General features: G+C 39.5%; 15 protein-coding genes and 1 tRNA gene. 15 read left to right on the forward strand and 1 reads right to left on the reverse strand.

From position 1 onward, the window contains the following. Positions 1-195 precede the first annotated feature (195 nt). Positions 196-1,548 carry an MATE family efflux transporter gene (locus tag LBH49_03935; protein ID MDR0351758.1) on the reverse strand — a complete coding sequence of 451 codons (1,353 nt, stop codon included), beginning with the start codon at positions 1,546-1,548 and terminating at the stop codon, positions 196-198. Between the two features lie 233 nt (positions 1,549-1,781). On the opposite strand from LBH49_03935, the gene LBH49_03940 reads away from it, so the two are divergent. The 15 genes from LBH49_03940 (at position 1,782) to LBH49_04010 (ending at position 14,906) form a co-directional block, all read left to right on the forward strand. After that, positions 1,782-3,401, forward strand: a complete 1,620-nt coding sequence (locus tag LBH49_03940) for a hypothetical protein (protein MDR0351759.1) — start codon at positions 1,782-1,784, stop codon at positions 3,399-3,401. An 81-nt stretch (positions 3,402-3,482) separates the two neighbouring features. Next, complete coding sequence (locus tag LBH49_03945) at positions 3,483-4,841, forward strand: polynucleotide adenylyltransferase (protein ID MDR0351760.1); 1,359 nt, start codon at positions 3,483-3,485, stop codon at positions 4,839-4,841. Between the two features lie 38 nt (positions 4,842-4,879). Continuing rightward, on the forward strand, positions 4,880-6,001 hold the full coding sequence (gene prfB / locus LBH49_03950; protein MDR0351761.1) for a peptide chain release factor 2: 1,122 nt from the start codon (positions 4,880-4,882) through the stop codon (positions 5,999-6,001). Between the two features lie 10 nt (positions 6,002-6,011). Next, positions 6,012-6,779 (forward strand): exodeoxyribonuclease III, encoded by a 768-nt coding sequence (gene xth / locus LBH49_03955; GenBank protein MDR0351762.1) that lies wholly within the window; start codon positions 6,012-6,014, stop codon positions 6,777-6,779. Positions 6,780-6,815: 36 nt separating this feature from the next. Next, positions 6,816-7,889, forward strand: coding sequence for a hypothetical protein (locus LBH49_03960; protein MDR0351763.1), 1,074 nt, complete (start codon positions 6,816-6,818; stop codon positions 7,887-7,889). A gap of 65 nt (positions 7,890-7,954) precedes the next feature. After that, positions 7,955-8,028, forward strand: a tRNA-Gln gene (locus LBH49_03965). Positions 8,029-8,324: 296 nt separating this feature from the next. Continuing rightward, positions 8,325-8,549, forward strand: coding sequence for a hypothetical protein (locus LBH49_03970; protein MDR0351764.1), 225 nt, complete (start codon positions 8,325-8,327; stop codon positions 8,547-8,549). Between the two features lie 41 nt (positions 8,550-8,590). Beyond that, a complete protein-coding gene (locus tag LBH49_03975) occupies positions 8,591-8,908 on the forward strand; it encodes a hypothetical protein (protein ID MDR0351765.1) in 318 nt (105 codons plus the stop codon). Continuing rightward, positions 8,909-10,291, forward strand: coding sequence for a terminase family protein (locus LBH49_03980; protein MDR0351766.1), 1,383 nt, complete (start codon positions 8,909-8,911; stop codon positions 10,289-10,291). A 4-nt stretch (positions 10,292-10,295) separates the two neighbouring features. Then, entirely contained in the window at positions 10,296-11,501 is a 1,206-nt protein-coding gene (locus LBH49_03985) for a DUF935 domain-containing protein (protein MDR0351767.1), read from the forward strand. A 22-nt stretch (positions 11,502-11,523) separates the two neighbouring features. Next, positions 11,524-12,456: a phage protease gene (locus tag LBH49_03990; protein ID MDR0351768.1), complete on the forward strand. Its 933-nt coding sequence runs from the start codon at positions 11,524-11,526 to the stop codon at positions 12,454-12,456. Between the two features lie 34 nt (positions 12,457-12,490). Next, on the forward strand, positions 12,491-12,910 hold the full coding sequence (locus tag LBH49_03995) for a DUF2190 family protein (GenBank protein MDR0351769.1): 420 nt from the start codon (positions 12,491-12,493) through the stop codon (positions 12,908-12,910). Positions 12,911-12,941: 31 nt separating this feature from the next. Next, positions 12,942-13,907: a hypothetical protein gene (locus tag LBH49_04000; GenBank protein MDR0351770.1), complete on the forward strand. Its 966-nt coding sequence runs from the start codon at positions 12,942-12,944 to the stop codon at positions 13,905-13,907. Positions 13,908-14,002: 95 nt separating this feature from the next. Beyond that, on the forward strand, positions 14,003-14,452 hold the full coding sequence (locus LBH49_04005) for a hypothetical protein (protein ID MDR0351771.1): 450 nt from the start codon (positions 14,003-14,005) through the stop codon (positions 14,450-14,452). 1 nt (position 14,453) lies between these two features. After that, positions 14,454-14,906, forward strand: a complete 453-nt coding sequence (locus LBH49_04010; protein ID MDR0351772.1) for a hypothetical protein — start codon at positions 14,454-14,456, stop codon at positions 14,904-14,906.

A 14,906-nucleotide genomic window follows, 5' to 3' on the forward strand; every position in this document is an offset into this window, starting at 1 on the left:
GAAATTTTGCCAGAAATCCACCGGGAAACCATAGGCCAAATTTACAAACATCATCCCAAAAATCCTACATCACCCCACTGCTTTCTCCGCTCAGCAGAAAAATTTCATCGGTAAAAAGGGTACGATTCTTATAAAATCAATAAAAACACTGACGTTTCGGAAAAATTTCAATAGAGAAGTTTGCATCAAAAATGCTCAGTAATAAGACAAATTCATGGCTTTATTTTTGAATTTTATTGAAGTAACTCTTCGCAAATTAGACAAAATTCTCATCACATTATCCACGGCAAAAAATATCCAACATACTGACGCAACATGGCCAAATTTGCATATCAGTAAAACTGTGGGGAAAAATGCAAAAAGCCAAAAACATAATATATTCGAAATGGTGGTGAACCTAGTATCGCCAGCGGAAATTAGTATATTTTGTAACGACCATCTTACGCTTTCAATGATTATGGTTACCCAGGTCCAAAATAACATGGAATTCAATATACTATCTGTGCCTTTCTGGTAATCATCATTGGAAAACCAATAAACTACCATATTTGTATTGATAATCATAAAAAAACTAGTTATCACAGCAAATATACAGGTTACCTTAAGCGATGAAATAAATAGGCGCCTAATGGTTTGAAGCTCGCCACAGGCTATACTATTGGATGCAATGGAACATACGCCCTTGCCAATGCCATCCAAAACAAACCGAAAAAACATATACACCGACGAAGCTATGCTATAGGAAACCAAATCGTCGTGGGAACAAAACTTTGCTATAATTTGAAACACCACGGCCGTACCAATGGAATTTATCAATGAATTCATGGAAGTAGGTAACCCTATGGAAAAACACCTTTTCAATAGATTTGGCGATAATTTTGCCACGTTGGTATGAAATTTTTCCGCATAATTTTTTTTTAAAAATATCATCAAAAATATGACAAAGGAAGTAACATTAGATAACCCCGTGGCATAGGCAGCGCCCCTTATCCCCATCTCTGGTACTCCAAATTTTCCAAACACAAAAACAAAATCTGCCACAACGTTTATTAAATTTGACACAATCGATACCAATGGCATTATCAGAGTTTCACCTCGGCCAATAAAAAATGACCCTATGGATCCAAATCCGGCCAATGAAAATGGTAAAAATGCCAATGTTATTCTAAGATAAGGTGTACCAAGTTCTTCAATCGGTTCTGCCAGCAGCGCCTTGGCATATATTATCATGGGAATCAAAATTATCCAATAGGCAAATGAAACAAATATGGTCTGCCATACTACATTGCCTATATGATGATATTTTTTTGTACCATTGAAATAACCAACAAATACACTGGTAACTGCGATGAAAGCCATCATCGTCCGTACGTTTAACCAATAAAATGGATGTGCTCCGGAAGCTGCAGTAAATGCCTCGGTGGAATATTTTGCTAAAATTATCCGATCTGCAAGGCAAACAAAATAGTTAGACATGGATGCCATCATCATAGGCCAGGACACTGCCCATAACTCTGCAATACTACCAGATTTGTATTTCGTTAACATTACACTAAATTTCAAAATTACATGACTGCAATCTTGTTAATATACTACCATGACCTCATCTATGTTAAATTATAATAAAAAGCATCCAACAAGGCAAATTCAAAACGGAACTACCTATAGAAAATTGTCAAGAAACTTTATAATTAATTACAATTTTGAATAAATATTAGTACACAAAATAAAAAAAGCTTTTCTATATGGATATTATTATAATTTTCAATAAAATTTTACTCATGGATACAATAAAGATAAAAAAATATCTAGCCGGTATTGTGATTTTCAGCTCTTTATCATGGACATCCACAGCATTGGCTGGTAAACATAATAAACTTAAAAGATCAACATCTTTTAAACTTAAACCACTGGTGCAACGTCCATCGTCACATTCGATGCTGTTGTCTATATATAAATCTGAGTCACTTTCGGATGATCCTTGTCACATAGGTTTTGGATTTGGAGAAAATCCATCTGGGCCAGAATCGGCTCGGCACAGAAAAGGATTGCTCAGAAGAACCATAACATCAGAAGAAGCAGACCTGGACAAATTAGATGAAAACGGAATTGTATCAGATATAATAGCCGCGGTAAAATATACAGCTTTGCATATAGTTGCCAATGAATTGCCATCATTTGTAAGAACTGTCATAAATGAATTTAGAAGCAATGACTACACTATATCCAATATGGAAGAATCTAACAGTCTGCGATTGTTTATAATGAATGAAGATTCTTTTGCTTATTCCGTAGATGGCAATAGACTGGCCAGCCGCGAAAAAATGGCCATAAGATATTTTGCAAAAAATGTGGTTTCGGGAGATGAAGGATTTTTATATCAAGTGGGATTGCGAGCCATGGATGAATTGCTCTTAATGTGCTATGGATTTAAGGTCAAACTTCCCAAATCACTCATAGCGGAAATTGAAAGCCAAATACGCGGGATTCTCAGCGAAATAGGAACCAATATCATTAATTTGGTAACAAATTGCTTAAATTCCTATGCCAACAGCCATCAGACAGTTTCAAAGCAAAGCATACTGAGTTCTTTTTTGTGTAAATGTGACAAAACCGATGAAATGCCACCACCAATGAACTTTTCCATCATGTGCTCGAACATGGAGAATGATATATTGGAGAGCATGGGATTTGATCTGGGTTTTGTGAATAACATTTTGAATAGAGGTCTCTATGGAGTAGATCGGGAAATGGATTTTTCGGAAGAACTTCCACAGGAATTGAAAAATATGGTAATCATGAAAATCTATATGAATCTTGCTAATACTTTCCCATCTTTTACGAAAAATATGATAATTGATATGCTAAAGAATTACACCATTAATAGCCAAGAAGATATGGAAGCAAATATCAAGATGTGTTTGACAAATACAAACCATAGAAACATCAGACCAGACATGATGGGTGTTACCCATGAAGATTTGACCATTATGAGGAGATCGATAGACGCCATCAGTGGTAATGGAGGCTTATTCAGCCTAATACTACGTAAGGTACTAACCACTATAAGGTTATGGTATAATGTCTTCCAGTTACCAATAAATCGAGAAAACTACGATGTGATAAAAGATTTCGCCATAGAAGTGATTAGCGGCTTAGAAGAGCCCGTTGTAAGGTCATTGATATTTGAGCTCGATCAAAGACATTTGTTTAATGATAGTACTGGTAAATTTTCTAATAAAAAGGAAATTAAAAATAAAAACCAATATGAAATGCTGAAACAATTGAAGGGAGATTTTAAAAATTTGGCCATCAAGCTAATTGACAACCAACTTGGAAAAGGTGTTAGCGCAGGTGTACTAAACTTTTTACACACCATTGAATCCGCCGTAACCGAATAGGATCAGATTGACAACCAAGAAGGTCTTTGGATCTTCTTTTTTTATGGTAAAGTTTTTATGGTTACCTATAGCCAATAGAAAATGTTACATGATCTTACAAATCTGGCTTTCGCAGGCAAACTAAGTAAAATCATATCGACTTTGCATTCCGCCGGAGCGAAATGTTATTTTGTTGGTGGATGTGTTAGGGATGCAATTCTCAATGAACCCATCACCGACATAGATATCGAAGTTTTTAACATTAATTCGGAAAAACTTTCGGTTCTATTGGCAAAAGACCATAGAATTGACCAGGTGGGAAAGAGCTTCGGCGTCATAAAGGTTCATGACCTAGGCGTGGATATTTCCGTACCAAGAATCGAAGAAAAAATTGGTGAAACTCACAGGGATTTTTCCATAGCCGAAAGGATTAATATGGATATCAGCAGTGCCGCAGTCCGCAGAGACTTTACCATGAATGCCTTATATTTTGACCCATTAAAAAATCATGTAATTGACCAATTTGGCGGCATGAAAGATATTGAAAACAAAATACTTAGGCATACTAGTGAAAAATTTATCGAAGACCCCTTGAGAGTACTTCGGGCCATGCAATTTGCGGCCAGATTTAATTTGACTGTGGCCGATGAAACCATCAAAATTTCCAGCAAACTTTCCTGTGATAATATTTCTGCCGAACGAATTTTAGAAGAATGGAAAAAATTGCTACTGTTTGGCAAAACACCATCCAGAGGCATCAGATTTCTTAGAGCCTGTGGGTGGCTAAAATATTTTCCAGAAATAAGTAATCTTGTTGGCTGTGAACAGGATATTTTGTCTCACCCCGAAGGAGATGTTTTTGAACATATATGCATTGCATTGGATCATCTTCCTCAGGTTAGGAATGGTAAATTTTTTGACGACATGGTGGTTGGGTTTGCATTGCTATGTCATGATTTTGGCAAACCAGCCACCACCTTTCGTAATGAAACAGGGGTACACGGCAGCTACCATCATGGCAAACATGGCGTAATTCCAGCTAAAGCATTTTTAGAGCGAATGCGTATGCCAAAATCTATGGTTACCCAAATCCTACCATTGGTAAAGCACCACATGGCCATTAGAGATGTGATAAAAGTTAATGATATGGATTCCGGCATACGTGCTTTGGCAAATAAGGTTGGTCGAATAGATCTATTGATAAAAATATCCCTTTGCGACACATTTCGGAGGTTTAAACCCCACGGATCAAATGAGGCATTGGTTAAAGCACAAGCCGAAAAACTTGGCATTTTATCGTCGAAACCTAGCCCCATACTGCTTGGACGTCATCTAATAGGCCTCGGATTGACGCCGGATAAAAAATTCAGAAAATTGCTAGATCTGGCTTTTGAAGCCCAATTGAAAGGCAAATTTCAAGATGAGCCAGGTGCCATCGGATTCATCAAGAATTTTATTTAATTGACGAAGTTATCGCCACTCAAGATTCTAGCACCACCATGGCTCTTCCAACAGAAATTAGTACGTCTATCCAAGAATTAATCAGGAGATCCAATGCCATTGCCAACTTTTTAGATGTGGACGGCAATAGGCTTGAAATCATGAGATTAGAAACGGAAATGGCCGTTGACAGTTTTTGGGAAAACAAGGAAAACGCTCAGCATATGGTAACCAGGATAAATAAATTAAAAAGCACGATCAAAGCCATTGTTGAATTTAAACAGAAACTAGACGATGTGATGGTGCTAGCAGATTTGATCGATCAGCAAAACGATAATGAAGAATATCTTCGTGAACTTCTAGTCACCATTGCGAATCTAGAGACCGATATGGACTCTCTGGAATTGACATCTTTTCTGAACCAACCCATGGATCACTGCAATGCCATATTTAGCATACATGCCGGTGCTGGCGGAACTGAATCCTGCGATTGGGCCGATATGCTGTTTCGCATGTACATGCGATGGGTCGAACGCCGAAATTTCGTCATGGAAATTCAGGACATACAGGAAGGCGATGGCATCGGTCTGAGCAGCATTACGCTCAGATTAATTGGAGAAAATGCCTATGGCTATGCAAAGGCCGAACGTGGCGTACATAGATTGGTTAGATTGAGTCCCTTCGATGCCAACCATAAGCGCCACACCTCATTTTCTTCCGTCGATGTGGTGGCCGAACTGGAAGACGATGTGGAAGTCGATATCAAGGATGAAGATATTCGAATAGATACCTATCGTTCCAGTGGAAAAGGTGGCCAACATGTCAATAAAACCGAGTCAGCTATCCGCATAACTCATCTGCCCACAGGTCTGGTGGTGACCTGCCAAAATGAAAGGTCACAGTATAAAAATAAAGATCTGGCTATGAAGACACTTAGAGCGAGGGTTTATGAAAGAATGCAGGATGAAAAGCGTTCGGAAATGGATAAATTCTATGGAGAAAAAGGTGAAATAGGATGGGGCAATCAAATTCGCAGCTATGTATTTCAGCCCTATCAATTGGTAAAAGATCTGCGCACCGGCGTGGAAAGTACAAATGTACAGGCCGTCATGGATGGCAATATAGATATGTTTATAAATGCTTGGTTGAAAGCAGGTTGCCCGAAGGCAAGAAAATCATAAAAATTAATTAATGAGAATAATTTCCTGGAATGTAAATGGTCTTCGCTCGATGATGAAAAAGGATTTTTCTGGTGTAATTTCCTCTATAAATCCCGATATATTATGCCTGCAGGAAACTAAAATGAATCAGGAAGTAGATCCCATCATTGATCTTGGATTTCATCATATGGTTTTTAACAGTGCAAAGCGAAAAGGCTATTCAGGTACAGCAATTTTTTCCAATCCAGATATCCTGGCAGTGGATTCAAATACCGCTCCTGAATCCACCATCGATGAACAAGAGGGTAGGGTTATTGTCAGCGAATATGACAATTTTTTTCTAGTAAATGTCTATACTCCAAACTCAAAGTCAGATCTATCTAGGCTGGAATTTCGGCATAAGATATGGGATGTGGAATTTTTAAGGCTATTACTTAGGCTGGAATCGATGAAACCAGTGATAGCCTGTGGAGATTTCAATGTTGCCCATCAAGAAATAGATTTGGAATATCCAAACAACAACCATCTTAGCAATGGGTTCACCGATGAAGAGCGGCTTGGATTCTCAAATTATATCGCCAACAACTTCGTGGATAGCTATAGATATTTTTATCCAGAGAAAAAAAAGGCCTACAGTTGGTGGTCCTATAGAATGAAATCCAGGGAACGCAATGTGGGATGGCGGTTAGACTATGTTCTTGTCAGCAAAAAATTACTGAATCTTATCCAATCGGTATTTATATTTAGCAAAATCTATGGTTCAGATCATGCACCGGTGGGAATAGATGTGGATCTATAAATTGCAATAAATTGACACAGCACCATATTTTAATATATGACAGCCATGCACATTGGCTTTGTCTATGCATTGATTTTATTTGGCTGTTTTTCCTATGGCTATGGCAATGGCGATATTGCTGGTAATATAACGAATCAGGAAGCGGAAAAAGCGAAAAATTTTTCGCCAATGGATAAATCAGATAGTAGTCAGAAAAAAGATTATCTATCCTATCATGACAAAAAGAGCCTAAACATACTTATCATAACCTGGCGAGGAAGTACCGATGCAGAACGTGGTTTTTTTGATAGGCTAAAAAATATGAATTATGATGCTAAATGTATAAATTTTGATGCTGGCCAAAGCGTAAACTCACTGATAAAATTTTTATCAAAAAAATTCACTACCAATGGAATTGACTATGTCTATACATTTGGAACTCAGGCTTCATTGCTGGTGGCGGATAAACTAAAAAACTCTGTGCCGCAAATTTTTAATGTGGTAAGCTTCCCAGAAAAATGCGGTCTGGTCAATGACAACCACAGCCATAACGGAGGCAATTTATCTGGCATTAAATCTTCGGCATCCATCGATGCGCAGATCAGCAATGCCATGGAGTTTCTAAAATTTAAAAAACTCGGCGTGCTGGTCAGTACCAAGGAACAGAATTGCCTAGATAGTTACTCTCAAATAGTAGAAAGCGCAAAAAAATTTGGATTTGAAGTCCAGCAGATTGACATAAACAAAAAGAAAGATCTTCAAAGCACCATATCTAAAATAAAAATGGCTAGGGATAAATATTCAATGGATGCATTGTTCATCACCGCCGGATCAATATTTGTTTCAAACATAAAAGACATCGTCAGCGTGGCCAATGAATTGAAAATTCCATCCATTGCCGAAATCGAAAAAATGGTTGCTGATGGTGCTCTTTTTGGAACCGTGTCAAATTATTATATGGCCGGTAAAATAGCTGCAGACATACTGTATATCAATCAATTTGGTATCCCAATGGATCAAATTCCTGTACAAAAATGTCCCACATATAAATGCATTAACAAACGTACCCTAAAAGCCTTAGGCCTACCATGTAATGTTTGTTGTGAAGTTTCCTATGACGATGACAAATAAACTCCACGCCATCGTTACTTTTTACTTGCAAGAATTTAAGCCGTTTGTTCGATGAACCACAGCGTTGCCTGGTGGTGTAACGGTAGCACAGCGGGTTTTGGTCCCGTTAGTCTAGGTTCGAATCCTGGCCGGGCAGCCATGGATTTTGGACAATCACAGATTTATACAATTATTGGATAGTCCTAGCACTTCGGTGGGTTACAAATTCAATCTAGCAGCACTACATCTAATTGCATCCATTGATTTAGTCCATGGACTTTAATTCGCTGCTATAAATTTCATGGTAATGGAGCTCCATTGATCCTTATCCTTTTATCACGCAGATATATCAAACTTTCAATTCATCGCAATCCAATGCCCCTTACTACTCTACACAACAGCCCAAACCGATTTATTATCATAGAAAATTTCTATGTTATACTTCCATCGTTGGCGATGAAATCTAAACAGACATTAAAAACCGTGGTTTTGGAACAACTGAGGGCAGCATCCCCAGCTTCTTTGCCCATGGATTTGATCCGCAAAGGCTTGCAGTTATTTGGCTGCAAATTCACAGATCGGGATTTAATTTTGGTATTAGAAGAGTTACTAGCCCATGGTTTGATAGTTGAATTTGGAGATGATTCAAGCTATGGGCTAAAAAGATATAGTTTAGCTTAACCATGGGAACTCGGGACAGGTCTATTGAACAGAAAAATTTCATGGCGCATTTGGATAAAATAAAATATGCGAAACGCAATTCTGGGATGATTCTGGACAGTTTAGCAATTTCTTCATCCATCGCAAGTGCTTCTCTGGCACGCATTTGGCAAATACTTTTTGATTTACTTTGCAAATCTGATGAGATTTCGGTTTCCGATTTGAACACACTATCCGGCGTCATTCAAAAGCTTTTTGCCTGCCATAGCAATATGTGTTCCATGGAACAGTCAAAACATGATGAACAAAACACAGATATCAAACAATCTTTGCCAGAGGATGCGATCGAGGCCATTGAAAAACAACTCAAACTATTGTAAATGGACATTTCTAAAAAGTTTTTTTTGCCCTACCAGTCTCGATGGATTAATGATGATTCCAGGCTGAAGATAATGGAAAAGTCCAGACAGATCGGAATCTCCATGGCCTCAGCCTATGGCCTGGTTAGAGATCATGCTAATTGCGATCAAAGGATTGATTCCTGGGTATCATCCCGCGACGAAATTCAAGCGAAACTTTTTTTAGATGATTGCAAAAATTTTAGTAAAATTTTACACATTGCCGCGCAAGCTATTGGCTCTGAAATATTACCAGAATCGAGGCAATTCGCCTCTTTTTCACTGCGTTTCCTCAATAGCACCCATATCCATTCCCTATCATCAAACCCAGACGCTCAGGCCGGTAAGCGCGGCAATCGTGTATTGGACGAGTTTGCACTACATCAAAATCCAAAAACACTATATTCGGTGGCTTACCCAGGCATAACCTGGGGCGGCCGCCTTGAAATCATATCCACCCATCGAGGTTCACAAAATTTTTTCCATAGATTATTAAAAGATATCAAAGAAAATGGCAATCCAAAGAAATTTTCACACCACAAAGTTACACTACAAGATGCTCTTGATCAAGGGTTTTTGGCAAAACTAAAGGAAAAATTACCCGAAGATGATTCTAGGCAGTCCATGGATGAAGCCGAATATTTTGACCATATAAGAAATTCCTGCCCAGACGAGGAATCTTTTATGCAGGAATATATGTGTGTCCCTTGGGATGATCAGTCGATTTTCTTGCCAACGGAATTAATTGACAAATGTACCTATAAACATGGCGAAAATTGGGAGATCGGAAACTATGAAGCTTTGCAAAGCAATGATGGATTCCTGGGAATTGACATCGGGCGAAATCATGATCTTACGGTGTTTTGGTTGCTAGAAAAAAACGGCGATTGTTTAAAAACAAGGCAGGTGATTTGCCTAAAAGACGTACCATTTTCCGAACAGGAACGACTATTACATGAGTTTTTAAAAATACCATTTTTGAGAAAAATATGCATAGATCAAACCGGTATCGGTAGGCAATTTGCGGAGCGTGCTGCGGCCTTTTTTGGAAAATACAAAGTCGAGGGCATTACTTTTACTAGCTATATAAAGGAAGCATTGGCTTATCTATTACTTACTACCTTTGAAACTGGTTCGATAAAAATCCCCAATGATCCGGCCATCCGCTCCGACCTGCGGGCCATAAAAAAAGAAATAACTTTCTCTGGCAACATTAGATTTCATGCAGATCGCAGCGAAAATGGTCATGCCGATAGATTTTGGGCTCTGGCATTGGCAATTCATGCCGCCCAGCAATGCCCATCGATGATCAAGCAACAATTTTTTACTAAGATACAAAGACATAAGCGTTTAACAGTGGTTTAATTTTATGAAAACAATTTCACAGATTTCGGAAGCAAGGATTAAAAGCTCCATGAGAGCCAGGTTTAATCCAATAAAAACATTGACCCCGGATTCATTGTCCCATATGTTGGACTCCTTTGCCATGGGCTATCTCCGCAGCGCTGCCATGACCTGGGATTCCATCGAGCGAAGAGACGATGTGATCCAAGGTGTTGCCGCAAAAAGGAAAAAATCAGTGGCCAGATTGCAATGGGAAATCATCGCACTGGACCAGTCCGAAGAGGCACTGAATCATAAGTGTGCTCTGGAATATTTTTATGATAATCTCTCAGCCACCCATGCCTGCGATGGCAATGAACGTGGCGGATTCGGCCTACTGGTGAAGCAAATGATGGACGCCATAGGTAAAAAATATGCAGTGCATGAAATAATTTATGTTCCTGAAACTAAAAGAGATAAGTTAAAGCTGACCGCTGTATTTAGGTTTGTTCCTCTATGGTTTTTTGAAAATAAAACCGGATCTCTGAGATTTCTCGAAAATGACACAGCCATCGATGGTGTTGCGTTGGAAGACGGCTCCTGGCTTATAACCGTCGGCGATGGTTTAATGGAGGCTTCTTCGATTGCCTACCTATTTAAACATCTTCCTCTGCGAGACTGGCTTGTATATTGTGAACGCAATGGAATGCCTGGGATCAAAGGCATAACCAATGCCTTGCCAGGATCACCCCAATGGGAAGCAGCCCGGGATGCGGTGGCCGATTTTGGTGCAGAATTTAATGCCCTAATGTCCGAAGGAACCTCCATCGAAACCATAGATTTAACCACCCGAGGAGAGCTACCTTACCCAGCGCTGGTCGACCGAATGGATCGAGCAATCTCTGCTCTATGGCGTGGTTCAGATTTATCAACATTATCAAGAACATCTGGGGCCGGAGCTTCGCTTCAGGCCGATGAAACTGCTTTGATTGAAGAAGACGATGCAAACATGATTTCCGAGACATTGAATGAACAGGTGGATAAATTTGTCATCAGGCATTTATTCGGCGACACTGGACCAAAGGCTTATATCAGGTTGGTTACAAAACCAAGGACTAACAGCAAGGATGAAATAGCCATCTACCGCGAACTTTTTGACATGGGAGTGCCATTGACCGTTGAGGACATCCGAGAAAAATTCGGTCTTACCACTCCGGAAAATTCAGAAAACATTCTTAGGAAAAATATATAAAATGGATACTAATTTAACCAATATGGACGAAACAGCACTAAATCAGTGGGTCAAATTATTACCCTATGGAAATTATCCACATCCCAAAGGCATGCAGCATTTTAGTAGGTCATCCGCCGAAATAATCGTAAAAAATTTCAAATCACTGCGCGGCAGATTGAGCAGAAAATTTCTTGGCCTGCCAATTTTCATAGGCCATCCCGACGATAACACATTTTCCGGCCGTCCGGGCCATAAGAGCCATGTGGTCTACGGAAGAGTCAAGGACCTGGAACCAAAGGTTGATGGCATGTGGCTTCTAATTCATTGGTCCACACTAGGCTATCAATTGATTAAAAATGGATTTTTTAAATTTTTGTCACCTCGTTGGCGGATGAAAATCCTGGCAAACAATGACTTTGAGCCAATAAAATTGCTATCTCTCGGCCTTACAAATAATCCAAATATTAAAACCTGCAGATTAATCGATCAACCTAGCTTTGTAAGTTTATCCGATGGAGAAAAACTCGCAAAGCTAATGAAGTCATTTGGAGTAAACGAATTAGTTGATTTTGAAGAACAGCTAATTTCATTAAAATCTCTCGGTGAAGACTCTGAAAAATGGAAAAATCAATGCAAGGAATTGATCGATGAAAATAAAAAGCTCCAAGCCGAAATTGAGAATTTTTATCAAGTGATCCAAACCCATGGATTGCAAAATCAAAAAAATGTAACTAGTTCCGAACAAATCACTAAAAATGCGACTGATGGTGACCAAGACAGCATTCCATTAGCCCTAGGCAATCTAAACACCCAAACAAAAACGATGGGACTAAACCATCGCACCAAATGTTTTTATGAAAAAAAAGACAAAATCTTGACCTTGGTACAGGAACGCATGGCGGCCACCGGCGATAGATATAATGAAGCTTGGGCCTGGGCGAAGAGGTCAAACCCATCGCTGTTCATAGACTAACCCATTGATTAACAAGACTTTTACCTACAAAAATATGAAAAAAGAAACATTCTCTAACATTGCAGAAGGTACTCATGAAGGCAACATTACTAAGGTTGCCAAAACCAATATCACAGAGAGATATACTCTGGTCAAAATCGATACTAGCAATCCAGCCATGGTCGATATTTGCACAGATTCTGATCTGCCGATAGGCGTTGCAACCGATGAGGCATCGGCCGGAGATATTGTGAATGTAGCACTTCTGGGTTCTGCAGATACCATAAAAGCCATTGCCAGCGAGACCATAGTAGCTGGAAAATTGCTTAGGCCAACCGACGACGGAAAAATCGCACCCATTGGCACAGCCGCCGGAAGCTATAATTGTATAGGTATAGCCCTAAATAGCACCATCGCAAATAGCATGGTGGAGGTGCTATCCTGCGTACCAACTCAATATACCATAGGTGAATAACTTTACCCACATTATAAAAAACACTATAAAAATGAATACATTTGAGATTTTACCAAAGGATGACGGTTTTCAGGATTATGGAACGGTTTGTGCAGCCAATGAGTCGCGCTTCACTTCATCCCATTATTCTGAACCACTTACGGCCTTTACCGTTGGTTGGAAGGACCGAGAAAACATAGAATCATTACTGAATTTTTTAGCTCCAATGATCCCTGTTTCTCGGCGCTTTGAATTCAAAGTTGCCAATAACAACGAAGCATTTTTGTCCGAAACCGATGACATCCGTTCCATTGGCTCGGCCTTTAAAAGAATCGAATTTACCGGAACATCAGTTACATCAAAGACTTTTAATAAAGGACTTACAATTCGAGTAGATCACGATGATGTGGCCGGTGATGATTGGCGTGAGCGCTATGTTCAATTATTGCTGCAGAGATTATACCGCAATGAACTGCGTCGAGCCATATCTGCTCTGGAAGCTAACGCCCAAACCGTTGCACCAGAGGGGCAATACATATGGTCTGATGAATCCAACCCCGATGCAGATATACGTTCTGAATTAGAAGCCGCAACGGATATCACCGGCCTGCGACCAAATCGACTTGTAATAGGTGAAGCTGCCTGGGATATCAGAGCCAATGCTTATGATGCCCAAAACAATGCCGGAGCCAATCGTGCTGCTGGCTTAACATTAGAAGAACTTGCTTGCAAACTATTTATGGACGAAATCCGAGTAATAAATGCGCGCTACCAAAATGCGGCCACATCCAAGACGGCCATACTGGGCAATAGCATATATGCGTTTTTCACAAACAATGAAATCATGAAAGATGAACCGGCTAACATAAAAAGATTTGTGACGCCAGCCGATGGCTCACCATTCAGGGTTTATGTGGAGGAACATAGCAAATTCAGCGATATAACAGTGGAACATTATAGCAACATTGTAATAACTTCCACCACCGGCATAAGAAAATTGGTTGTTTCTGGCAGTTAGTCGATGACGAAATAACAAAATAGATGACAACGGAGGATTTTTAAAGGCAAAAATAGAAAATCCTCCGGAAAAAACAAAAAAACAGAAAAAATATCATGGCCAATTGGATTAAAATTATTCCCAGAGATCTATATGATTATCTGGTTGCAGAGCAGGTAGATGCGCTGCGCAAACAGGCACTGGCTAAACATCAATCTGATCCATTGGTGGAGATAATTAAAGATGTCTCTTCAATGATTCGATCTGAAATCAAAAGCAACCGTCAGAATACATTGAGCTCCTCCGCGGATGCCCTTCCTGTGGAATTAAAAAGTGTGGCCTGTAGCCTGATTTTGGAAATAGCTCAAACCAGAATTCCTGGATTAAAATTGTCCGAAGATCAGATTCGCCTGGCAAATCAATCCCGAGAACATCTGAAGAGAGTGGCAAAGGGTGATGTATTTGTATCGATTCCAGAGGATGCTGACAATTCTCAAGCCCTTGGCTTAGAAGTAATAAGCCATAGGGAAACCATTGTAACCGGTGAAACATTGAAAGGATTTTAATATGTATAGACCGAAGGATGGAATTTTAGAGAAAATTCAGGATTACCTAGTCTCACTGATCGAAAAAAATACCGAATTCCGAGGCATTCCCATATTTACGCATAAGCAAAGCAACATCGAGAGTATTATAGCAAATGCCGTTCGCGAAGGTATTGGCGTAGCGATCCTTGTAATACCTCCCGTGCCGATAAAAATAGATAAAAATGCCCCAGGTCCGGTGTTTGAAATCATAGATATTCAGCTGAAAGTAATTGAAAATATTTACACAAATAACTCCGGAAAAAGTTCGATAAATATCGCAGAGAAAATTACCTCGTTACTTCATTTGGCCAAGGCGGAGGTTGAACATTGGCATGGATATATAACCTGCTCAGACACAAGCCCTTGGGTGTCAGAAATGGGAGATCAAACCAACCTAATAACCCTAAATTTCACAGCGATGTGTTCGCTATAA

Source organism: Puniceicoccales bacterium, from assembly GCA_031255005.1.
Lineage (GTDB): Bacteria > Verrucomicrobiota > Verrucomicrobiia > Opitutales > LL51 > JAIRTH01.